Origin of the sequence: Pseudonocardia zijingensis (assembly GCF_042657305.1) — a bacterium.
Lineage (GTDB): Bacteria > Actinomycetota > Actinomycetes > Mycobacteriales > Pseudonocardiaceae > Pseudonocardia > Pseudonocardia zijingensis.
This window is the reverse complement of record NZ_JBHSKO010000025.1, coordinates 93,416-115,022: the sequence shown is the minus strand read 5'-3', so window position 1 is coordinate 115,022 and position 21,607 is coordinate 93,416. Positions and strand designations below refer to the sequence as shown.

Sequence of the window (21,607 nt, the reverse complement as noted above, 5' to 3'; positions counted from 1 at the left end):
CGGCCCGTGCGCAGGACCGTGCTCCGGGTGGTGGCCGTACTGGCCGGTGTAGTACTCGTGGCGGCCGGGTCGGTTGCCGCGGTCGACGCATGGCGGGCCGCGACGGCCCACCCGCGGCCGTGCGAGTTCGCGGAGCCGCGCGGTGAACTGCTCTCCCACGGCGACACGCTCACCAGGGCGTGGGCGGCGCTGACCGACCCGGGCGCCGAGACGATCGGCGACATCGGCGGCTCGCGGTTCGTCCTGTCCCGGTCCTGCGTGCTGTTCGCCGGACGGTTCAGCGGAACCGGCGAGCCGCACGTCGTCATCGTCGAACCGACGATCGACGGCTACCACGAGCTGCTCCGGGTGGCCGAGGTCCGGCTGCCGGAGTCCGGAGCGGCGCTGCGCGCGGGCGCGGCGCACTCCCGGCTGCTCGCCTCGGAGCTCGACCGCGGGGTCGTCCTCCCGCTGAGCGGGCGGTTCCTCGTGGGTGACGAGGACGCAGGCGCCGCGCGGGTGGCCACGGGGCACGACGGGTTCCGCGGCTTCGCCGACGCGACGGTGGAAGCCGACGGCGTGGTCGAGCTCGGTGCGGTGCCCGACCGCGCGCTCGCGCCATCGGCGCAGGGCGATGACGTCGCGGCGGTCGTGGTGGTCACCACGGCGCAGGGCCCGCGGGCCGCGCTCGTGCCGGTCGTGCCGGTGCCGGAGGGCGGGCCGCCGAGCCGGCCGACGGTCACGCTCGCCGTCGACGGCACCGCCACGATCGACGAGGCGACCCTCCACGTCGTCGCGCCCGTCCTGCCCCTGCTGACCGCGGACCCGCGTTTCCTCGCCGCCCTCGATCGAGTGGTGCAGCCCACGTCGCTGCTCGTCACCACCGCGGCCGCGGCGGGCGGCGTGCGGGTGGAGGTCACCATCTCCTACGGCTTCACCCGCCCGGCCGTCCCGGCGTTCGCCTACCTCGTCCGCGACGGCGCCGCCGAGTCACTGCCCTCGCCGTGACCCGCGAGGCCGGCGCGGTCGCGCTCCACCTCCTCCCGGTACGCGGCCACTTCGGCCGCCTGCCGGTCGGCGTCCCAGCCGAGCAATGGCGCGAGCAGGGCGGCCACGGCCGGTGCCGCGGACAGCCCGCCGTCGGTGCGTTCGATGGCCAGGTGTGTGCGGCGGTGCAGCACGTCCGCGAGCGTGCGCGCGCCCTCGTGCGTGACAGCGCGCCGGAACTCCACCGGCAGGTACTCCTCCGCGCCGGGGAGCGGGCGGCCCAGCGCAGGGTCCGCCGGTACCGGGGCGAGGACGTCCGGCAGCTCGTCGCCATAGCGGTGGAGCATGCGGCGCACGTGCGCCTCGTCCACCCGGTGCTCGGCCGCGAGGCGCGCCGCCCGGTTGCCGACGGCCCGCCACCCGGCCGCGCCGACGAGCGGCAGTTCCGCGGTGGGGCACGGCGGCAGGGTGTCGCCGAGGGCCCGGCCGACGGCGTCGACGGCGTCGCGCGCCATCCGCCGGTAGGTCGTGTACTTGCCCCCGACGACGGTCACCATCCCGGCGGGTTCCTCCACCACCGTGTGGTCGCGGGAGAGCGCCGACGTGGTGGCGGGGTCGCGCGCCACCGGTGCGAGCAGCGGTCGCAGCCCGGCGAACGCGCCCAGCACGTCGTCGCGCGACAGCGGCCGGGCGAGGTAGCGGTTGACGTTGCGCAGCAGGTAGTCGACGTCGGCCTGCTCGACGGCGGGCGTGCGGCGGTCGCCGTCGTACGCGGTGTCGGTGGTGCCGAGCAGCCAGTGCCCGAACCACTTCCGCAGGATGATCACCGAGTCCTCGGCGCGGGCGAGGATGCCCGTGCGCGAGTCGAACGCCTCCTGTTCCACCAGCAGGTGCACGCCTTTGGCGGGGCGCACCGCGAACGTCGCCGGGCCCGCCATGGCCTGTACGTCCGCCGCCCACACGCCGGCGGCGTTGACCACCACCGACGCGCTGACGTCGAACCGGTTCCCGTCCGCCTCGACCGTGACCCCGGCGACGCGGGCGCCGTCGCGGAGCACGTCCACCACGGGCGCGTGGCTCAGCACCACCGCGCCGTGCGCGGCCGCCGTGCGGGCCACCGCCACCGTGAGCCGCGCGTCGTCCATGCGGCCGTCGTAGTACTGCAGGGCACCGGTGACGACGCCCGGATCCAGCCCGGGTGCCTCGCGCAGCGCGCCGCGCCGGGTGAGGTGTCGGTGGTGCGGCACGCCGCCCCGGCCGCCGGTGCGTCCCGCGGCCGCCATCACGTCGTAGAGCAGCACACCCGCGCCGATGTAGGGGCGCTCCCATCGCTTCGTCAGCGGGAACAGGAACGGCTCGGGCGTCACCAGGTGCGGGGCCAGCGTGCGTACCAGCAGGTCGCGCTCGTGCAGCGCCTCCGCCACCAGCCCGAAGTTCAGCTGCTCCAGGTAGCGCAGCCCACCGTGCACGGTCTTGCCCGAGCGCGACGACGTGCCCGACGCCAGGTCGCCCGCCTCGAGCAGCACGACCGAAAGCCCGCGCGCCGCGGCGTCGAGCGCCACCCCGGCACCGGTGATCCCGCCGCCGACCACCGCCACGTCGAACCGGCCCGACCGCGCGGCCGCGATCGCCGCGTCGCGGCCATCGGGGGAGAGGGCGCCGGTCATGCCGACACCGCCGCCGACGCCGGGCGGGTGGCCCAGAACGGCCGCGCCGCCTTCACGTGCTCCAGGTAGCGCGCGTAGCCGTCGGCGTAGCGCGCCGCGACGGCAGGATCGGGTTCCACGACGTCCTCCGGTGCGGTCCAGGTGTCCACGTCGAGGTCCTCCCCGCGCGCGGCCGCCGCCGCCAGCACCGCGCCCCGGGCCCCGACCTCCGGGGTGCGGGCGAGCTCCAGCGGCACGCCGAGCACGTCGGCGAACACCTGCAGCCACGGCCGGGAGCGGGTGCCGCCGCCGCAGGCCACGATCCGCGCCGGCCCGCTCGCCTCCGCGCCGGGTGTGCGCACGCTACGGGCGGCATCGAAGCAGTGCCGCGCCGCGTACGCGAGCCCCTCGCAGACCGCCCGCACCAGGTCCTCCCGCGTCGTGGTCAGCCGCACACCGGTGACCTGCCCGGACGCGTGCGGGTCGACGAACGGGGCGCGCTCGCCCGACGTCGCGAAGTACGGCAGCACCTCCACGCCACCCGCGCCCGGCGGGCTGGTGGCGAGCGCGGCGTCGATCGCGTCGACGCCGAGGCCGAGCGTGCGCAACATCCAGTCCATCGAGGCCGTGCCGACCATCGCGGGCATCGCCCGCAGCCACCGCCCGGGCTCCCCGGTGGCCACGGAGAACCCCGCCGGGTCGCCCTCGGTGGCGAGGCGGTCGACGTGGACCATGCAGCCCAGCGTGGTGCCGACGATCAGCAGCGCCTCGTCGACCTCGCGGACCCCGCCGCCGCGCGCGCAGGCCGGGAAGTCGAACGGCCCCGAGCTGATCGGCGTGCCCGCCGGCATGCCCAGCAGCTCGGCACCGGCGTCCGACAGCGGCGCCTGGGGCACGGGCACGGTGATCGGCGCGAGCAGGTCGCGGCGGTGGGTCAGCCCCATCGCCTCGAGGGCGTCGGCGCTGTAGCCGGTGCCGGTGCCGTCGCCGAAGGGCATCGAGCTGTCGCTGGGGTCGGTGGCGCGCTCCCCGGTGAGCCGCGTGAACACGGCGTCCTTGCAGGCGCCCGCCGTGGCGGCCCGGTCGAGGACGTCCGGCTCGTGCGCGTCCAGCCAGGCGAGCAGCGGACCGGGCGCCCCGGGGAACACCGTGGTGCCGTTGGCGCGGAACACCCGCTCCGTCACACCCTCGGCGTTCCACCGGCCCAGCAGCGCGCTCGCCCGGCCGTCCAGCCACGACAGCCCGGGCCGTACCGGCCGGCCCGCCTCGTCGGTGACCCAGCAGCCGTCGCCCTGGCCCGTGATCGCGACGACGTGCGGGGTGCGGCCCGCCGAGACCTCCTGCGCGACCTCCGCGATCGCGGTGACGATAGCGTCGAGGTCCTGCTCCACCGCGTCGTCGGCGCCGTGCACGAGCTCCAGAGGGCGGCCCGCGACGGCCAGCGCCTCGCCCGTGTCGTCGAACAGGGCGGCCTTCACCACCGACGTCCCGGCGTCGATGCCGAGCCAGGCGCGAGTCATGACCGGGCCGGAACCGACTGCCCGTAGGTGGTCAGCTTCTCGGCGACGCGGGCGATCTCCTCGTCGGGGAGGATGTTGGGCTGCCCGAACAGCTTCGCCTGGTAGTACATCTGGCAGACCCACTCCAGGTAGACGCTGCGGGTGTAGGCCTTCGCGATGCTGTCGCCGTAGGTGGTGGCGCCGTGGTTCTGCAGGATCGCGCCGAACCGGCCCTCCATCGCCTTGATGCTGTTGTCGGCCAGCTCCGGGCTGCCGAACGTCGCGTACGGCGCCACGCGGACCGGGCCGCCCAGCAGCGCCACCATGTAGTGCACCGCGGGCAGTTCGTCCACCACCGCGGACAGCGTGCTGGCGTAGAGCGGGTGGGTGTGCACCACCGCCGTCGCATCGGTGCTCTTGTACACCGACGTGTGCATCGGCACCTCCGACGACGGCTCGAGCCCGTCCTCGAGGCTGTTGCCGTCCAGGTCGATCACGCAGATCGACTCGGGGGTGAGGTCCTCGTACGCCGCGCCGCTCGGGGTGATCGCGATGTGGTCACCGGAGCGGATCGACAGGTTGCCCGAGGTGCCGACGGTGAGCTGGTCGGCCTGCATCCGGCGGCAGTACTCCACCAGCTGGACGCGTTCGTCGTGCAGGAGCATGGGCGATCCTCTCGATCTCTCTTCACTGGAGCGGCCGTGCCGCTCAGCCGGCACCGCTCGCGACCTCCACGAGCACGTCGTTCTCGCGCAGCGCGGCCAGGTCGCGGGACGAGACGGCGGGGTCGACGACGACCGACGCGAACCGGTGCAGGGGCAGCAGGCGGTGCAGTGCGTTGCGGGTGAGCTTCGTGTGGTCGATCAGCAGGTGGGTGCGCGCGGCGACGTCCACCATCGCGCGCTTCACCGTGACGATCTTGTCCTCCTGGTGGAAGGCGTAACCGTCACCGACCGCGGACGTGCTGACGAACGCGGCGTCGAAACGCATGGAGTTCACGGCGTCCACGCAGGTGGAGCCGAGGAACGAGTCGTGCTGCACGTCGTAGTGCCCGCCGAGGGCCACCACCTGCACGTCGCGCATCCGGGCGAGCTCGACGAGCGCGGCGAGGTAGTTCGTGGCCACCGTGAGCGGGGCGAGCGCAGCCAGGTGGGGGAGCATCTGCAGCGCGGTGGTGGAGTCGTCCAGGAGCACCGACATCCCGGGCTCCACGTGGCGGCAGGCGTGCTGGGCGATGAGCCGCTTCGCCTCGATGTTGGCCTTGGCGCGGTACTCGACGTTGGACTCGAACGTGCCGCTCGGCTGTGCCGTGGCGATCCCGCGCGACTTGCGGAGCACCCCTTGGCGCTGCAGCTCGTCGAGGTCGCGGTGGATGGTCATCACGGACACGCCGAAGGTCTCGGCGAGCTCCTGCGCCGACACCGAACCGGTGCTGAGCACGAGGTCGGTGATCCGGGCCTGCCTGCCCTCGGGACCGAGCGTGCGGGGTGCATCGGGCGCCGGGCCGGCTGCGTGCGCCTCCCGCTCTGCCACCGCTCGCCTCCTTCGTCGGGCTCTTGCGACTGGCATCACAGCGTGTCACAGCGGATCCGTCAAGCTGCGATGTGAACAACGCTGCTTTCGATGTGAAGTCCGGCACGGAGTGGATCAGACTGGGCCAACACTTCACGGATCTCGGTGTGACAACAACGTGTTGACGTGAGATGAGGGCCGTCCTACTGTGTCGCCGCGCACAGCGCGCTGACCGTGAGGAGCACCGTTGCCCGGAACCACGCCCGTCGACGCCCCGCTCTGGGTGGGCATCGACCTCGGCACGCAGGGCGTGCGCGCCGTCCTCGTGGACGGCGCGGGCGCGCTGCTCGGCACCGGGTCCGCGGCCCTGGAGAGCGACGTGCGCGCCGGCGACCGGCACGAGCAGGACCCCGCCGACTGGTGGCGCGCCACCTGCGAGGCCACGCGCGAGGCACTCGCCGGGCTGGACGGGCGCCCCGTGGGCGGCGTGAGCATCGACTCGACCTCCGGCACCCTCGTCGTCCAGGACGCGCAGGGCCAGGCCACCGGACCGGCGCTGATGTACGACGACCGGCGCGCCGCCGCTGAGGCCGCACGCGTGCAGGACGAGGGCGCCCAGCTGTGGACCGCGCTCGGCTACCGGATGCAGGCGAGCTGGGCACTGCCCAAGGTGGCCTGGCTCGCGGCGCACGCGCCCGTGCCGGCCGGGCACCGGCTCGCCCACCAGGCCGACCACATCGGTGCCCGCCTCGCCGGGCACCCCGTGCCCACCGACTGGAGCCACGCGCTCAAGACCGGCTACGACCTGCTCGCCGACGGCTGGCCCGCCGCCGTGCTCGACCGGATCGGCGTCGACCCCGCGGTGCTCCCGCCGGTGGTCGCGCCGGGGGAGCGGGTGGCTGCGGTGTCGGCTGCGGGCGCCGCGCAGTCCGGCATCCCGGCAGGCACCCCGATCGTCGCGGGGATGACCGACGGGTGCGCCGCCCAGGTGGCCACGGCCGCGCTCGCCCCCGGGAGCTGGTGCTCGGCGCTGGGCACCACGCTCGTGCTGAAGGGCTCCACACCCGAGCTGCTGCACGACCCGTCCGGCGCCGTGTACAGCCACCGCAACCCCGACGGCGGCTGGCTGCCCGGCGGCGCCTCCAGCACCGGCGCCGGCGTCCTCGCCGACGAGCTGCCCGGGGCCGACCTCGACGAGTTGACCGAGCGCGCGCGGGCACGCGGGGTACCCGCGGGCGCGACCTACCCGCTGGCCGGACGGGGGGAGCGCTTCCCGTTCGTCGCCGACGACGCCGAGGGGTTCGACGTCGGCGGGCCGGCCGACCCGGACCCCGCCGGCCGGTTCCAGCGGGTGACCCACGGGGTGGCATACGTCGAGCGGCTGGCGTTCGACGTGCTCGCCGGGCTCGGCGCCGACGTCTCCGGCCCGGTGGTCGCCACCGGCGGGGGCAGCCGCAACGATTGGTGGACCCAGCTGCGCGCCGACGTGCTGCAGCGGCCGGTGGCCGTGCCGGAGCACGCGGGCTCCGCGATCGGCTCGGCCGTGCTCGCGGCCGCACCGCGGGGTGAACTCGCCGCCACCGCCGAGGCGATGGTGCGGATGCGCAAGCGGTTCGAGCCGGACCCGTCCCGGGCGGGCGAGCTGACCGAGGGCTACGAGAGGTTGGTGGAGGCGCTCGTGGAGCGGGGGTGGCTCGAGCCGGGGTTCCGCGAGTTCAGGAAAGCCACATTCAGGGCCGCACAGGACAGCAAAGTGGCTTTCCTGGCCTCCGACGCCGCCGGCGGGAGCCACTCGTGACCACCCACCTCACCCTCGTCCGCCACGGACGCACCATCTGGCACGCCGAGAACCGCTACACCGGCGTGAGCGACGTCCCGCTCGACGACACCGGCCGCGCGCAGGCCGTCGCCCTCGCCGACTGGGCCGCCCGCCAGCAGTTCGACGTGCTCGTCTGCTCCCCGGTGCCGCGCGCGCTGGCCACCGCCGCGCCGGTGTCCGCCGCGCTCGGGCTGGAGCCCGAGGTGGTGCCCGGCCTGCGCGAGGTCGACTTCGGCATCGCCGAGGGCCGCACCCTCGCCGAGCTGCGCGAGACCTACCCCGAGGCCACCGAGGCGTTCGTCGCCGACCCGGCCGCGCACCCGTTCCCCGGCGCCGAACCGCCCGCCGACGCCGCGCAGCGCGCCGTCGGTGCCCTGCGCGACATCGCCGAGCGCCACGCGGGCCGGTCCGTGCTCGTGATCGCCCACAACACGCTGCTGCGCCTCGCGCTGTGCGCGTGGCTGGGCATCCCCCTCTCGCGCTACCGCGCGGTGCTGCCGCGGCTGGAGAACGCCGCCGCCACCCGCCTGCGCGTGCCGGCCGACGGCGGCTCCCCGCCTGCGCTGCTGGCACTCAACGTCCCCACCTCACCGGCCGTCACCGCAGACGAGCCGGCCCCGACCGCAGGGAGGACCGCATGACCGGCCGCGAGCTCTGGACCCCCACCCGACGTGACCTGCTGCGCATGCTCGGCGTCGGCGGCGCTGCCGTCGGCGCGTCGTCGCTGCTCGCCGCGTGCGGCCTCGGCACCGGCGGGGACGGCCCCGCCACCGAGAACGGTGCTGCCGAGGTCACCGGCGGCTTCGACTGGCGCAAGGCGGAAGGCACCGAGATCTCCGTGCTGCAGACGCCGCACCCCTACCAGGTGGCGTTCCAGCCGCTCTTGGCCGAGTTCACCGAGCTCACGGGCATCACGGTGAAGGCCGACCTGGTGGCGGAGGCCGACTACTTCACCCGCCTCAACACCGAGCTCGCGAGCGGCGCCGGCAACTACGACGCGTTCATGACCGGCGCCTACTTCATCTGGACCTACGGGCCTCCCGGGTGGATGGAGGACCTGAAGCCCTGGCTGGAGAACAGCTCGGCCACCAACCCCGACTACGACTTCGAGGACATCTACGAGGGCCTGCGCCGCTCGACGTCCTGGGACTTCCAGGTGGGCAGCCCGCTCGGCACCGGTGGCCAGTGGGCGATCCCGTGGGGCTTCGAGACCAACGTGCTCTGTTACAACAAGACGGAGTTCGACCGCCGCGGCATCCGGCCCGCCGAGACCTTCGACGACCTCGTCCAGCTCGCCACCGACCTCACCGACCGGGCCAACAACACCTACGGCATCGCGTTCCGCGGGTCCCGGTCGTGGGCCACGATCCACCCGGGCTTCATGACGCAGTTCACCCGCGAGGGCTGCACCGACTACGAGCTGCAGGGCGACCAGCTCCAGGCCACGATGAACTCGCCGCAGGCCGTGGACTTCACGCGCAAGTGGGTGGAGCTCGCCCGCGCCGCGGGCCCGACCTCGTGGACCACGTACGAGTACCCGGACTGCACCGGTGACCTGGGCGCGGGCACCGCGATGATGGTGTACGACGCCGACTCGGCCACGTACCCGCAGAACATCGCGGGCAACAGCGCGCAGGCCGGCAACCTCGCCTGGCACCCGGGCCCGGCCGGCCCGGACGGCAGCTACGACACCAACCTGTGGACCTGGTCGCTCGCCATGAACTCGGCGTCGCAGAAGAAGCTCGCGGCGTGGCTGTTCATCCAGTGGGCCACCGGCAAGGACGCCCAGACCAAGGCCGTGCAGACCGGGCAGGCCGGCTTCGCCGACCCGACCCGCGCGTCGGTGTTCGAGGGGGCGTTCAAGCAGACCCTCGGTGGCTTCCCCGGCTACCAGGAGACCTTCGAGAAGGTCATCGGCGCCACCGACATCAAGTTCACGCCGCAGACCCAGTTCTTCGAGACCACCGAGGAGTGGGCGGTGGCCCTGCAGGACATCTACGCGGGCCAGGACGCGAAGACGCGCCTCGACGCGCTGGCGGCGGCCAACACGACGGCGGTCAACCGTGCCGGCTAGGCGCCACCTCCACGCCGGCAAGGTGGCTTTGCCGGCGTATGACGCCAGTGAAGCCACCTTGCCGGCATACCGGAGCACGCCGTGACCACCACCGCCCCACCGAAGACCCCGGCACCGGCCGTGCGGCGCGAGCCGCGGCCGGTGCCGGCCTGGCGGCGCTCGCTGCGGCCGTACGTGCTGTCGATCCCGGCGGTGCTGATCATCGTCGGGATCCTCTACCCGTTCGTGCTGGGCGCCTACTACGCGTTCCTCAACTACGCGGCCGTGGTGCGCCGGCCGGTGTTCATCGGGCTGGAGAACTTCGCCGAGATCCTCTCGGACCCGTCGTTCTGGACGAGCGTGCGCGTCACCCTGCTCTACGCGGTGGTGGCCACGGTCGTCGAGACGGTGCTGGGCGTCGGGATCGCGCTGCTGCTCAACCGGTCGAGCCTGATCGGGCGGGTGTTCGAGCGGGTGCTGATCCTGCCGCTGATGATCGCGCCGGTGATCGCGGGCGTGATCTGGGGCCTGATGTTCAACCCGCAGTTCGGGGTGCTCAACCACGTGCTCGGCCTCGGATCGACGTTCGACTGGCTGGGTGAGGGCACCGCGATCTGGTCGGTGATCCTCGTCGACGTCTGGATCTTCACGCCGTTCGTGGCGATCCTCGTGCTGGCGGGGATCCGGTCGCTGCCGAAGGAGCCGTTCGAGGCCTCCGCGGTGGACGGCGCGGGCTGGTTCTACATGTTCCGGCGCCTGATGCTGCCGATGATGTGGCCCTACATCCTGGTGGCGGTGATCTTCCGGTTCATGGACTGCCTGAAGATCTTCGACCACGTGTTCGTGCTGACGGCGGGCGGCCCGGGCGACGCCACGCGCACCCTCCAGATCGGCGCGTACCAGAACTCGATCATCCAGCTGCAGTACTCGCAGGGCAGCACGTACATGTTCCTGCTCTGGGCGATCGTCTTCGTGACCGCCCGCTACCTGGTGAGCGTGCTGGGCAAGGCCCAGCGGCGCGCCGCAGGATCGGAGGAGTAGGCACCATGGCTTCGAGGGAGCTGGGGCCGGGGCAGCGGAGGTTCTCGCCCGCGTCGGTGGGCGCCGACGTGGCGCTGCTGGCGTGGTTCGTGTTCTCGCTGTTCCCGCTGGTCTGGATGGTGCTGCTGGCGCTCAAGACCAACGCGGAGCAGATCAGCACGTACTTCGCGTTCACGCCCACGCTGGAGAACTTCGCCACCGTGCTGTCCGACGAGGGCGAGCGCCTCACCAGCGTGAACTTCACAGACGCCCTGCTCACCAGCGTGATCAACTGCGTGGGGGCCGTGATCGTCTCGCTGGTGATCGGCATCCCGGCGGCGTACGCGGCGGGCCGCTGGCAGTACAAGGGATCCAACGACGTGATGTTCACGATCCTGTCGTTCCGGTTCGCGCCGGAGCTGATGGTGATCGTGCCGCTCTTCGTCATCTACAACCAGATCGGTCTGTTCGACACGAACGTCGGTATGATCTGGGTGCTGCAGCTGGTGACGATGCCGCTGATCGTCTGGATCCTGCGCTCCTACTTCCAGGACATGCCCGCCGAGCTGGAGCAGGCCGCGCTCCTCGACGGCTACACCCGCAAGCGCGCGTTCGTCATGGTGGCGCTGCCGCTGGTGCGCCCGGGGATCGCGGCGGCGGCGCTGCTGGCGTTCATCTTCGCCTGGAACAACTACGTGTTCCCGCTGATCCTCACCGGCAGCCAGCACACGCCGGTGACGGTGGCCGTCACCCGGTTCCTCGGCGGCGGCGGGCAGGCCTACTACAACCTGACGGCCGCGGCCGCGCTGATCGCCGCGCTGCCGCCGCTGCTGGTGGCGCTGTCGATCCAGCGCTACCTGGTGCGCGGGCTGTCGTTCGGGGCGGTGAAGTCCTAGTGGGATCCCTCTCGATCACGGGCCTGACCGCCCGCTACGGCAAGACGGTGGCCCTGCGGGGCATCGACCTGGAGTTGGCCGACGGCGAGTTCTTCGTGGTGCTCGGCCCCTCGGGCGCGGGCAAGACCACCACGCTCAAGAGCGTGGCCGGCCTCGTCGACGGGGCCGAGGGCGAGATCCGCATCGCGGGCCGGGACATGACCGGCGTCGAGCCGTACGACCGGGGCGTCGCGATGGCGTTCGAGAGCTACGCGCTGTACCCGCAGAAGACGGTGGAGGAGAACCTCGCCTCCCCGCTGCGATCGGGCCGCAACGGCACCTGGACGCCGCAGCAGCAGGCCGAGCGGATCAAGCAGGTGACCACGACCCTGGGCATCGACCACCTGCTCAAGCGCTACCCGCGGGAGCTGTCCAACGGGCAGCGCCAGCGCACCGCGCTGGGCCGGGTGCTGGTGCGCCCCGCCGAGGTCTACCTGCTCGACGAGCCGCTCTCGCACCTGGACGCGAAGCTGCGCGCCGCCATGCGCGCGGAGCTCAAGCAGCTCGGCGAGCTGTCGGGCACCACCACGCTCTACGTCACGCACGACTACCAGGAGGCGCTCGCGCTCGGCGACCGCATCGGCGTGCTGCGCGAGGGCAGGCTGGTGCAGGTCGGCACGCCGACGGAGCTCTGGTCGGAGCCGGTGGACACGTTCGTCGCCCGCTCGCTCGGCCAGCCCGAGATGAACCTCCTCGACGCCGGTGCGAAGGCGGGCGTCGCCCGGGTGGGCGACGCCTTCGCCGTCGGCGTACCGGGCGACGCCGATGGCGCCGTGCAGATCGGGCTGCGGCCCCGCGACCTCGAGATCGTGGACGGCGAGCCGCCTGCCGACCGGCTGGTGCTGCGCGGGCGCGTCAAGCTGGCCGAGCGGCTCGGGCGGTCGGTGGAGCTCGCGGTGGACGTGGCCGGCGTGCAGGTCATCACCGTCACCTCCGACCACCGCGTGCACGAGGGCGACGACATCGCGCTCGCCGTCGACTGGGACCGCGTGCACGTCTTCTCCGCCGAGGGCACCCGGCTGGGCGCCGCCCGGCGACCCGAGGGCGCGCTCACCGGAGGTGCCCGATGACCACGGCTACCGCTACCGCCACGGCCCAGCGCCTGCGGCTCGAGTCGCTGCGCAAGACCTACACCGCACGCGGCCGCGAGCCGTTCGAGGCCGTGAAGGGCATCGACCTCGACATCGAGCCGGGGGAGCTGGTGGCCCTCCTCGGCCCGTCCGGGTGCGGGAAGACCACCACCCTGCGGATGATCGCCGGGCTGGAGACCGTGACGGCCGGGCGCATCATGATCGGCGACCGTTCGGTGGCCGACCTGCCGCCGGGCAAGCGCAACGTGGGCGTCGGGTTCGAGAGCTACGCGTTGTACCCGCCGCTGACGGTCCGCGAGAACCTCGCGTACGGGCTGAAGGCGCGGCGCGCCAAGGACGCGAACGCCCGGGTGGACGCGCTCGCCGAGCGGCTGGAGATGACCGACCTGCTCGACCTGCGGCCCGCGAGCCTGTCCAGCGGCCAGAAGCAGCGGGTGGCGCTCGCCCGCGCCCTGGTGCGCAACCCCCCGGTGCTGCTGCTGGACGAGCCGCTCTCGCACCTGGACGCCGGGCAGCGCCAGCGCGTGCGCCGGGAGCTGAAGGTGCTGCAGCGCGAGTTCGGCTACACCACGATCGTCGTCACGCACGACCAGTTGGAGGCGCTCAGCCTCGCCGACCGCATGGCCGTGATGGACGCGGGTGTGATCAAGCAGTTCGGCACGCCGGACGAGGTCTTCGACGCACCGGCCGACAAGTTCGTCGCCGACTTCGTGGGCGAGCCGTCGATAACCCTGCTGCCCGGCGTCGGCACCGGCAGCGGCGTGCGCGTCGGCGGCGTCGGCGGACTGGCCACCGCGGTGCGGGTGCCCGACGGCGCCGACGTGGTGGTCGGGCTGCGCCCGCAGGACTGCCATCCGACCGAGGGCCTTGGCCTGGAGGGAACCGTTCTGGTGTTCGAGGACCTGCTCGAGTACGGGCTGGCCACCGTGGAGCTGCCCGGGGTGGACACCCGGCTCGTGGCCCAGGTGGAGCCGGGGCACCCGCTGCGGGCGGGCGACCCGGTGACGATCGCGGCACCGCCCGAGCGCGTGCACGTGTTCGACCCGGCCACGGGGGAGCGCCTGCGATGACCGTGGTGGTCTGCGCGGGGGACGAGTTCATCTCCTCCGACCTGCTCGCCCGCGCGCTCGCCGACGCGGGCGTCGAGGCGGAGTTCCGGCGGATCGACACGCCGTGGCCCACCGAGCCGTTCGGCGCCCTGGACGGGGTGCGGGAGGCGGCGGGCGACCCGGCCCGGCTCGCGGAGCTGGTGCGGGGCGCCGACGCGCTCGTCACGCACCTCGCCCCGCTCACGGCCGAGGTGCTCGACGCCGGCCGGGGCACGCTGCGCGTCGTCGGCGTGACGCGGGGCGGCCCGGTGAACGTCGACCTGCCCGCCGCCACCGCCGCCGGCACCCTCGTCGTGCACCTGCCCGGGCGGAACCTGGGCGCGGTGGCCGAGTTCTGCGTCGGCACCATGATCTGCGCGATGCGCGGCCTGCCCGCCGCCGCCGCGGAGCTGGCCGCCGGCCGCTGGGACGCCGCGGGCTTCCGCTACGAGCGCACCGGGCTGGAGCTGCGGGCCGCCACGGTCGGCCTCGTGGGGCTCGGCGCCGTCGGCCTGCGGGTGGCGGAGCTGCTGCGCGGGTTCGGCTCCCGGGTGCTCGCGCACGACCCGTACGCGTCCGCGGAGGACGCCGAGCGGGTCGGCGTGCAGCTCGTGGACCTGCCGGAGCTGCTGGGCGCGAGCGACGTGGTGAGCCTGCACGCCCGGCTCACCCCCGAGACGAAGCAGATGATCGACGCGGCGGCGCTCGCCGCGATGCGCCCGGGGTCGGTGCTGGTCAACACCGCCCGCGGCGAGCTCGTGGACACCCGCGCCCTCGACGCCGCGCTGGAGACGGGACACCTGCGGGCGGCCGTGCTGGACGTGTTCGACCCCGAACCGCCCGCACCCGACGACCCCCTGCCCCGCCGCCCGCAGGTGTTCGCGACCCCGCACCTCGCGGGCGCCTCCCGCCAGGTGGCGGAGGAGTCGGCCGCCCGGATCGGGGCCGAGGTGGCGAAGGTGCTCGCCGGCGGTCGGCCGGCGAACTGCGCGAACCCGGAGCTCCTGCCGGCCTGAACGCCGGCCTGAATGCCAGCATGGTGGCTTTACTGGCGTAATGCGCCAGCAAAGCCACCATGCTGGCGTCCGAGCTGGCCTCCGGGGAGGGCCTCAGGCCAGCAGCGCCGTCAGCCAGTCGGCCTCGTGCCTCGCGATGTAGGCCGTGTCCGCCTGCCACACCTCGCCGTGCCCCTTCGCCCACAGGCGGGCCCAGGGGCCGGTGCCGGTCGCGAGCAGCTCGTACATCGCCCTCGAGCGGCGGGCGAGCATCGGCGCGAGCCGTCTGCGCTGCTCCTCGTCGAGCCCGTAGGCGTCGGCGAGGACGCGCAGGCGGGCGGCGGCGTCCGGCCGCTGCAGCGCCGGGTCGGCCGAGAGCGGCACGAAGGCCTTCGCGGCGTAGGCGAGGTCCCAGAGCCGGGAGCCGGGGCCCGCGCCGTCCCAGTCGATGAACGTCCAGGCCTCCCCGTCGACCACGAGGTTCCAGGGCGCCAGGTCGTGGTGGGCGATGATCTCGCCGCGGCCGTCGTCCTCGGGCGGGATCACCACGTGCCAGCGCGCGTCCGGCGCCGGGGTGAACCCGGCCACCGCGTCGTGGAGGTCCCGGATCAGCCGGCCGACCTTCTCGAGCCGGGCCCGCGGCCCCACCTCGGCGAACCGGTCCGGCCACACCGTGGTGCCGGGCACGAACGTCAGCACCTCGCGGCCCCGCTCGTCGAGCCCGAGGGGGCGGGGCGCTGCGGGGAACCCCACGTCGTTCAGGTGGGCCAGCAGGGCGTGCACGGCGGGCGTCCACGGCCCGGCGGGGCGGCGCACCGTGTCCCCGACCCGGACGACGCCGCCGGTCACGTTTCCCTCGGCGAGCGGGACCTCCTCGAGCACGGTGCCGAGTATGCGGGAGGAAGTCATCGGAATATCATGACAGTGCTTGTACAAGTGCTTGTATAAGTGCTGTTACGATCTGCCGCGTGACCACTCCGGACCCGTCCGAGCAGAGCCGGTGGCACCACGTCTTCCTGCTGCTGGACGCGATGAACGCCGACATCGCCCGCATCTACACCGAACGCGGCATCACGGGGGTGCGGCCGCGGTTCGTCGGCCCGCTGATCCGGCTCGGCCGCCGCGGCGGCATGACCATCCGGGCACTGGCCGACTCGCTCGACGTCACGCACTCCGCGATGAGCCAGACGGTGGCCGCCCTGCAGCGCGACGGCCTCGTGACCACCGTCTCCGGCGCCGACGCCCGCACCCGCGAGGTGGTGCTCACCGACCGGGCGCGGGAACTGCTGCCCCTGCTCGAGGCCGAGTGGCGGGCCACCGAGGAGGCGGTCGCCGAGCTGGACGCCGAGGTGCCGTACGCGCTCAGCCAGGTGGCGCACGACCTGGAGGCGGCGCTCGCCCGCCGCTCCTTCCACGACCGGATCGCCGACCGGCTCGATCGGCGCGAGCCGTGAAGCTCCTGATCGACACCCGGCCGCTGCGATCCAGCCCGCACTTCCGGCGCGTGTGGGTGGGCAACGTCCTGTCGATGGTGGGCGGCCAGCTCACCGTCGTCGCCGTGCTGTACCAGACCTGGGAGCTCACGGCCGACCCGGTGGCGGTCGGTGCGATCGGCCTGGCCCAGGCCGTGCCCCTGGTCCTGATGGGGCAGGTGGGAGGGGTGCTGGCCGACGCCGTCGACCGCAGGCGGCTGGTCGTGGCCACCTCGCTCGGCCAGGTGGTCGTCACCGCGCTGCTGGCCGCGCAGGCGTTCGCCGGGCTGGGCTCGCTCGCCGTGCTGCTCGGGCTGGTGGCGTTGCAGTCGGCGGGCGCTGCTCTCGGGACCCCGGCACGCCGCACGTTCGCGGCCCGCCTGTTGCCTGCCGACCAGATCGGCGCCGGGCTCGCGCTGATCAACCTCGGCTTCCACGTCTCCCTGCTGGTGGGGCCGGCGATCGCGGGCTTCGTCGTGGCCGGATGGGGCACGGGTGCCTGTTACGCCGTCAACGCGCTGACGTTCTTCGCCTCCCTCTACGGCGTGCTGCGCCTCCCGCCGCTGCCGCCCGACGGGACGGCCGCCCGCCCGGGTCTGCGCGCCGTGGTGGCGGGCTGGCGGTTCATCGTGAGCCGCCCCGTGCTCGCGGGGGCGTTCCTCACCGACCTGATCGCCACCGTGCTCGCCATGCCGATCTCGCTGTTCCCGGTGGTCAACGCCGAGCAGTTCGGCGGCGACCCGCAGACGCTCGGGCTGTTCCTGTCCGCCATCGCCGTCGGCGGCATCACCGCCGGGCTCGCGTCCGGGATGGCCACGCGTTCCCGCCGGCCCGGCCGCGTCATGCTCGTCGCGGCCGGGATGTGGGGGCTCGCGCTGGCCGCGTTCGGGTGGGCACCGTCCGTCTGGCTCGCGCTCGCCTGCCTCGCCGTGGCGGGCGCCGCCGACACGATCTCCGTGATCTCCCGCGGCGCGCTCGTGCAGCTCGTCACCCCGGACGACTACCGCGGCCGCGTCAGCGCGGTGGAGGACGTCGTGGGCATGGCGGGCCCGCACCTGGGCAACTTCCGCGCCGGCCTGGTGGCCGGGGCGACGTCGGCGGGCGTGGCCGCGGTCTCGGGTGGCGTGCTGTGCGTGCTGGGGGTGGCGGCGGTGGCGGTGGTGACGCCGGCGTTGCGGCGCCCCGTGAGGCCAGGAAAGCCACATTCAAGCCCTGTGGGGCCCTGAATGTGGCTTTCCTGAACTTCCCCGGTCGCCCCGTCACATGTTCCGGCGGTACTGCCCACCCACCTCGAAGAACGCGTCCGTCAGCTGCCCCAGCGAGCACACGCGGGCGGCGCGCATCAGCTCGTCGAAGACGTTGCCGTCGCCCGTGGCCACGTCCTGCAGCCGCCGGATCGCGTCGGCGGCCTCGCCTGCGTGGCGCTGCTGGAAGTCGCCGAGCCGGTGGAGCTGGCTCTGCTTCTCCTCCTCCGTGGCGCGGGCGAGCTCGATCTCCTGCGGAGGGCCGTCGTGCTCGCGCACGAACGTGTTGACGCCGATGATCGGCAGCGAGCCGTCGTGCTTGCGGTGTTCGTAGAGCAGTGACTCGTCCTGGATGCGGCCGCGCTGGTAGCCGGTCTCCATCGCGCCGAGCACGCCGCCGCGTTCGGAGATGCGGTCGAACTCGGCGAGCACGGCCTCCTCGACGAGGTCGGTGAGCTCCTCGATGATGAACGAGCCCTGCAGGGGGTTCTCGTTCATCGACAGGCCCCATTCCTTGCCGATGATCAGCTGGATGGCCATGGCCCGGCGTACGGAGGCCTCGGTGGGGGTGGTGACGGCCTCGTCGTAGGCGTTGGTGTGCAGGGAGTTGGCGTTGTCGTAGAGCGCGCAGAGGGCCTGCAGGGTGGTGCGGATGTCGTTGAAGTCCATCTCCTGCGCGTGCAGCGACCGGCCCGAGGTCTGCACGTGGTACTTGAGCTTCTGCGACCGCTCGTTCGCCCCGTACTTCTCCCGCATCGCGATCGCCCAGATCCGCCGGGCCACCCGCCCGATCACGGAGTACTCGGCGTCCATGCCGTTGGAGAAGAAGAACGACAGGTTGGGGGCGAAGTCGTCGATGTCCATTCCGCGCGCGAGGTAGCTCTCGACGAACGTGAACCCGTTGGCGAGCGTGAACGCGAGCTGGCTGATCGGGTTCGCCCCGGCCTCGGCGATGTGGTAGCCGGAGATGGAGACCGAGTAGAAGTTGCGCACCTTGTGCTGGATGAACCACTCCTGGATGTCGGCCATCATCCGGAGGCTGAACTCGGTGGAGAAGATGCAGGTGTTCTGGCCCTGGTCCTCCTTGAGGATGTCGGCCTGCACCGTGCCGCGCACGTTCTGCAGCGCCCACGCCGTGAGCTCCTCGCGCTCCGCGGCGTCGGGCTCGCGGCCCTCCTCGGCCCGGAAGCGGTCGATCACCTGGTCGATCGCGGTGTTCAGGTAGAACGCGAGGATCGTGGGCGCGGGCCCGTTGATCGTCATGGAGACCGACGTGGTGGGCGAGGTGAGGTCGAAGCCGTCGTAGAGGACCTTCATGTCCTCGAGCGTCGCGATCGACACCCCGGACGTGCCGACCTTGCCGTAGACGTCCGGGCGGGTGTCGGGGTCGCGCCCGTAGAGGGTGACCGAGTCGAAGGCGGTGGAGAGCCGCTTGGCCTCCGAGTGCTCGGACAGCAGCTTGAAGCGGCGGTTGGTGCGGAACGCGTCGCCCTCGCCCGCGAACATGCGGCCGGGGTCCTCGCCCTCGCGCTTGAACGGGAACACGCCCGCCGTGAACGGGTAGCGCCCGGGCAGGTTCTCGGAGCGCAGGAACCGCAGCAGCTCGGCGTCCTCGGAGAAGCGCGGCAGCGCGACGCGCGGCACCTTGTTGCCCGAGAGCGTCTCGCGGGTGAGCTGCGTGCGCAGGTCCTTGTCGCGGACCTTCACGACCATCTCGTCGCCGGAGTACGCCTCCACGACCTGCGGCCACTCGTCGAGCAGGGCTGCGCTGCCCGCCGGGAGCTCCCGCTCGGCCGCCTGCAGGGCCTCGTCGAGGACGTTCGCGGCGGCGTCCCCGACCACCTCGCGCGCCGTGCGCAGGTGCTGGCGACGCCGCGCCGCGTCCACGTGCTTGGCGGTGTCGGCGTGGTAGCCGCGCACGGTCTCGGCGATCTCGGACAGGTACCGCACCCGCTGCGGCGGGATGATCGCGGCGTACTCGCTGGAGGTCTTGCGGTCGGGGCGGCGCAGCCTGCCCTCGCCGACGGCGAGGCCGTCGGTGGCGAGCAGGTCGCGCACGTGGTGGTAGAGCGCGGTGACGCCGTCGTCGTTGAAGGTGGCGGCGCTGGTGCCGAAGACTGGCATGTCCTCCCAGGAGGCGCCGAACTCCTCGCGGTTGCGCACGAGCTGGCGGCCGACGTCGCGGCGGGCGTCCTCGGCGCCGCGGCGCTCGAACTTGTTGATCGCCACGGCGTCGGCGAAGTCGAGCATGTCGATCTTCTCCAGCTGCGACGCCGCCCCGAACTCGGGCGTCATGACGTACAGCGAGCGGTCGACGAACGGCACGATGCCGGCGTCGCCCTGCCCGATGCCGGGCGTCTCGACGATCACGAGGTCGAACCCGGCGGCCTTGAGCACGCCGATCATGTCGCCCAGGCGCTCCGGGAGGCTGGCCTCGGTGCCCCGGGTGGCCATCGAGCGGAAGAAGACCTGGCTGCCCCCGTTGAGGGCGTTCATCCGGATCCGGTCGCCCAGCAGCGCGCCCCCGCCACGGCGGCGGGTGGGGTCGACGGCGAGGACCGCGATCCGGAGCTTGTCCTCCTGGTCGAGCCGGAAGCGCCGGACGAGCTCGTCGGTGAGGCTCGACTTGCCGGAGCCGCCGGTGCCGGTGATCCCGAGAACGGGCACGGTGCGGCGCGGGGTGAGGTCGAGGTCGGCGGGCAGCCGCCCCGCCTCGGCGAGCGTCAACGCACGGGCGAGGGTGCTCTGCTCGCCGGTGTAGAGGCCCTCGAAGGAGGCCGGGGGAGTGGCGGCGAGGTCGACGTCGCACTCCCGGATCATCTCGTTGATCATCCCGGGCAGCCCGAGCCGCTGGCCGTCCTCCGGGGAGAAGATCCGGGACACCCCGCGCGAGTGCAGCAGCTCGATCTCGCGGGGGACGATCACGCCGCCGCCCCCGCCGTAGACCTTGACGTGCCCGGCGCCGCGTTCGCGCAGCAGCTCGACGAGGTAGCTGAAGTACTCGACGTGCCCGCCCTGGTAGGAGCTGACGGCCACGCCCTGGGCGTCCTCCTGGATCGCCGCGGTGACGACCTCGTCGACCGAGCGGTTGTGCCCGAGGTGGATCACCTCGGCGCCCTGGCGCTGCAGGATGCGCCGCATGATGTTGATCGCCGCGTCGTGGCCGTCGAAGAGGCTCGCGGCGGTGACGAAACGCACCGGGTGTGCCGGCTCGTGCAGCTCTGACATCGATCGTCCTCTCACCCGCACCTCCGATTTAGTTTGGCTTCCGAGTATCGGACGTGCAAGTTGTCTCTGGGGTGAGTTGCGCTACGGCGGGTCAGCGGGCGGTGACGGTGATGAGGGCGGCCGCGTCGTCGAGCAGGCCGACCTCGGCGGGGGTGAGCGAACGGTCGGCGGCCCGCCGGGCGATGGCCCGGTCGAGCAGGGGGAGCGCCTGCTGCCCCGTCGCCGCGACGAACTCCGTGAGCATCTCCCGCGCGATCCGTGCGTAGACCTGGCCGGGGTCGACCGCGGCCTGGGCGAGGATCACCGCGGTGAGGGCGACGTCGAGATCCGCGGGCCCGTCGGTGGCGTTCGTCCAGTCGATCAGCACGGGGCCGCGTTCCGTGAGCACGACGTTGGCGGGGTGCAGGTCGAGGTGCAGCACCCGCTCGTCGGCGGCGCCGGAGCGGGCGGGGAGGGCGTGCAGCCGGGCGTGCAGGTCGGCGAGCACGCGGGCGGCGGCACCGGCGTCCTGGTCACCCGACGCCACGGCGTCGAGCAGAACGGGCCCGTGCAGCCGTTCCATCACCAGGTCGGTGCCCTCGGCGGAGAAGACCGCCGGGGCGGGGAACCCGTGCGCGACCACGTGCGCCATCGTGGCGGCCTCGCGGGTGACCTCACCGCGGGCGCGGTAGCGGCGCAGCACCCTCCGGTCGTCGAGGGCGTAGACGTCGGCCGTGCGGCCGGATCCGAGCAGCTTCAGGCGACGCGCTCCACGGGCGGGATCTCCACGGTGGGCATCTCGACGGTCGGGGCGTCGACCACCCGGGGCGGGCGGGGGGCGCGCAGCCGCCGGGACACCATCGGGACGACCGCGCCGAGCACCATCAGCGCGGCGCCGGAGACGGCGATCCCCACCGCCGCGGAGTCCGGCGCGACCATGACCAGCACGAACGCGACTCCGGGCCACCACAGGAGGGCCCGGATCGGGCCGGGGACCGACCATTCCCGCTTCTCTGGCGCCATATGCGTTTCCTACCCCGTCCGGCGTTCGACCATGCGG

At 73.3% G+C, this 21,607-nt stretch carries 19 protein-coding genes; 11 read left to right on the top strand and 8 right to left on the bottom strand.

Annotated elements, in window-relative coordinates; genetic code table 11:
- Positions 1–6: 6 nt before the first annotated feature.
- Positions 7–987: a hypothetical protein gene (locus ACFPL3_RS33925; RefSeq protein WP_343943044.1), complete on the top strand. Its 981-nt coding sequence runs from the start codon at positions 7–9 to the stop codon at positions 985–987.
- Here ACFPL3_RS33925 and ACFPL3_RS33920 read toward each other — a convergent pair.
- Genes ACFPL3_RS33920 through ACFPL3_RS33905 form a run of 4 tightly spaced genes read right to left on the bottom strand, consistent with a single transcriptional unit; the run spans position 942 to position 5,644 of the window.
- A complete protein-coding gene (locus ACFPL3_RS33920) occupies positions 942–2,633 on the bottom strand; it encodes a glycerol-3-phosphate dehydrogenase/oxidase (protein WP_343943043.1) in 1,692 nt (563 codons plus the stop codon). The genes ACFPL3_RS33925 and ACFPL3_RS33920 overlap by 46 nt on opposite strands.
- A complete protein-coding gene (locus tag ACFPL3_RS33915) occupies positions 2,630–4,132 on the bottom strand; it encodes an FGGY-family carbohydrate kinase (RefSeq protein WP_343943042.1) in 1,503 nt (500 codons plus the stop codon). The genes ACFPL3_RS33920 and ACFPL3_RS33915 overlap by 4 nt, the downstream gene beginning before the upstream one ends.
- The gene (locus ACFPL3_RS33910; RefSeq protein WP_343943041.1) at positions 4,129–4,776 is read right to left on the bottom strand and encodes a class II aldolase/adducin family protein; all 648 of its coding nucleotides are present in this window, start codon (positions 4,774–4,776) and stop codon (positions 4,129–4,131) included. Before ACFPL3_RS33910 ends, ACFPL3_RS33915 begins: the two co-directional genes overlap by 4 nt.
- Before the next feature lie 43 nt (positions 4,777–4,819).
- Complete coding sequence (locus ACFPL3_RS33905; protein ID WP_343943040.1) at positions 4,820–5,644, bottom strand: DeoR/GlpR family DNA-binding transcription regulator; 825 nt, start codon at positions 5,642–5,644, stop codon at positions 4,820–4,822.
- 226 nt (positions 5,645–5,870) lie between these two features.
- Between ACFPL3_RS33905 and ACFPL3_RS33900 the strand changes: the two genes are divergently transcribed.
- The 8 genes from ACFPL3_RS33900 to ACFPL3_RS33865 all read left to right on the top strand — a co-directional run bounded on the left by ACFPL3_RS33900 (position 5,871) and on the right by ACFPL3_RS33865 (position 14,645).
- Positions 5,871–7,421 (top strand): FGGY-family carbohydrate kinase, encoded by a 1,551-nt coding sequence (locus tag ACFPL3_RS33900; RefSeq protein ID WP_343943039.1) that lies wholly within the window; start codon positions 5,871–5,873, stop codon positions 7,419–7,421.
- The gene (locus ACFPL3_RS33895; RefSeq protein ID WP_343943038.1) at positions 7,418–8,083 is read left to right on the top strand and encodes a histidine phosphatase family protein; all 666 of its coding nucleotides are present in this window, start codon (positions 7,418–7,420) and stop codon (positions 8,081–8,083) included. Before ACFPL3_RS33900 ends, ACFPL3_RS33895 begins: the two co-directional genes overlap by 4 nt.
- On the top strand, positions 8,080–9,516 hold the full coding sequence (locus ACFPL3_RS33890) for an ABC transporter substrate-binding protein (protein ID WP_343943037.1): 1,437 nt from the start codon (positions 8,080–8,082) through the stop codon (positions 9,514–9,516). Before ACFPL3_RS33895 ends, ACFPL3_RS33890 begins: the two co-directional genes overlap by 4 nt.
- Positions 9,517–9,597: 81 nt before the next feature.
- On the top strand, positions 9,598–10,536 hold the full coding sequence (locus ACFPL3_RS33885) for a carbohydrate ABC transporter permease (RefSeq protein ID WP_343943036.1): 939 nt from the start codon (positions 9,598–9,600) through the stop codon (positions 10,534–10,536).
- Between the two features lie 5 nt (positions 10,537–10,541).
- Complete coding sequence (locus ACFPL3_RS33880; protein WP_343943035.1) at positions 10,542–11,411, top strand: carbohydrate ABC transporter permease; 870 nt, start codon at positions 10,542–10,544, stop codon at positions 11,409–11,411.
- The gene (locus ACFPL3_RS33875) at positions 11,411–12,520 is read left to right on the top strand and encodes an ABC transporter ATP-binding protein (protein WP_343943034.1); all 1,110 of its coding nucleotides are present in this window, start codon (positions 11,411–11,413) and stop codon (positions 12,518–12,520) included. The genes ACFPL3_RS33880 and ACFPL3_RS33875 overlap by 1 nt, the downstream gene beginning before the upstream one ends.
- Entirely contained in the window at positions 12,517–13,611 is a 1,095-nt protein-coding gene (locus ACFPL3_RS33870) for an ABC transporter ATP-binding protein (RefSeq protein ID WP_343943033.1), read from the top strand. The genes ACFPL3_RS33875 and ACFPL3_RS33870 overlap by 4 nt, the downstream gene beginning before the upstream one ends.
- Positions 13,608–14,645 (top strand): NAD(P)-dependent oxidoreductase, encoded by a 1,038-nt coding sequence (locus ACFPL3_RS33865; protein WP_343943032.1) that lies wholly within the window; start codon positions 13,608–13,610, stop codon positions 14,643–14,645. The genes ACFPL3_RS33870 and ACFPL3_RS33865 overlap by 4 nt, the downstream gene beginning before the upstream one ends.
- Positions 14,646–14,738: 93 nt before the next feature.
- On the opposite strand, the gene ACFPL3_RS33860 is transcribed toward ACFPL3_RS33865, so the two are convergent.
- Positions 14,739–15,533, bottom strand: a complete 795-nt coding sequence (locus ACFPL3_RS33860; RefSeq protein WP_343943031.1) for an aminoglycoside phosphotransferase family protein — start codon at positions 15,531–15,533, stop codon at positions 14,739–14,741.
- Positions 15,534–15,592: 59 nt separating this feature from the next.
- Between ACFPL3_RS33860 and ACFPL3_RS33855 the strand changes: the two genes are divergently transcribed.
- Both ACFPL3_RS33855 and ACFPL3_RS33850 read left to right on the top strand, forming a co-directional pair.
- Positions 15,593–16,078 (top strand): MarR family winged helix-turn-helix transcriptional regulator, encoded by a 486-nt coding sequence (locus ACFPL3_RS33855; protein ID WP_343943030.1) that lies wholly within the window; start codon positions 15,593–15,595, stop codon positions 16,076–16,078.
- Positions 16,075–17,322 carry an MFS transporter gene (locus ACFPL3_RS33850; protein ID WP_343943029.1) on the top strand — a complete coding sequence of 416 codons (1,248 nt, stop codon included), beginning with the start codon at positions 16,075–16,077 and terminating at the stop codon, positions 17,320–17,322. Before ACFPL3_RS33855 ends, ACFPL3_RS33850 begins: the two co-directional genes overlap by 4 nt.
- A gap of 33 nt (positions 17,323–17,355) precedes the next feature.
- On the opposite strand, the gene icmF is transcribed toward ACFPL3_RS33850, so the two are convergent.
- The 3 genes from icmF to ACFPL3_RS33835 all read right to left on the bottom strand — a co-directional run bounded on the left by icmF (position 17,356) and on the right by ACFPL3_RS33835 (position 21,570).
- Entirely contained in the window at positions 17,356–20,568 is a 3,213-nt protein-coding gene (icmF, locus tag ACFPL3_RS33845; RefSeq protein ID WP_343943028.1) for a fused isobutyryl-CoA mutase/GTPase IcmF, read from the bottom strand.
- A gap of 91 nt (positions 20,569–20,659) precedes the next feature.
- Positions 20,660–21,250 carry a phosphotransferase gene (locus tag ACFPL3_RS33840; RefSeq protein ID WP_343943027.1) on the bottom strand — a complete coding sequence of 197 codons (591 nt, stop codon included), beginning with the start codon at positions 21,248–21,250 and terminating at the stop codon, positions 20,660–20,662.
- 53 nt (positions 21,251–21,303) lie between these two features.
- Complete coding sequence (locus ACFPL3_RS33835) at positions 21,304–21,570, bottom strand: hypothetical protein (RefSeq protein WP_343943026.1); 267 nt, start codon at positions 21,568–21,570, stop codon at positions 21,304–21,306.
- Between the last annotated feature and the right edge of the window lie 37 nt (positions 21,571–21,607).

Coding starts and splice junctions, on each gene's coding strand:
- icmF (WP_343943028.1), bottom strand. CDS start 20,568: ATGTCAGAGCTGCACGAGCCGGCACACCCGGTGCGTTTCGTCACCGCC.
- ACFPL3_RS33890 (WP_343943037.1), top strand. CDS start 8,080: ATGACCGGCCGCGAGCTCTGGACCCCCACCCGACGTGACCTGCTGCGC.
- ACFPL3_RS33915 (WP_343943042.1), bottom strand. CDS start 4,132: ATGACTCGCGCCTGGCTCGGCATCGACGCCGGGACGTCGGTGGTGAAG.
- ACFPL3_RS33835 (WP_343943026.1), bottom strand. CDS start 21,570: ATGGCGCCAGAGAAGCGGGAATGGTCGGTCCCCGGCCCGATCCGGGCC.
- ACFPL3_RS33880 (WP_343943035.1), top strand. CDS start 10,542: ATGGCTTCGAGGGAGCTGGGGCCGGGGCAGCGGAGGTTCTCGCCCGCG.
- ACFPL3_RS33870 (WP_343943033.1), top strand. CDS start 12,517: ATGACCACGGCTACCGCTACCGCCACGGCCCAGCGCCTGCGGCTCGAG.
- ACFPL3_RS33865 (WP_343943032.1), top strand. CDS start 13,608: ATGACCGTGGTGGTCTGCGCGGGGGACGAGTTCATCTCCTCCGACCTG.
- ACFPL3_RS33910 (WP_343943041.1), bottom strand. CDS start 4,776: ATGCTCCTGCACGACGAACGCGTCCAGCTGGTGGAGTACTGCCGCCGG.
- ACFPL3_RS33860 (WP_343943031.1), bottom strand. CDS start 15,533: ATGACTTCCTCCCGCATACTCGGCACCGTGCTCGAGGAGGTCCCGCTC.
- ACFPL3_RS33920 (WP_343943043.1), bottom strand. CDS start 2,633: ATGACCGGCGCCCTCTCCCCCGATGGCCGCGACGCGGCGATCGCGGCC.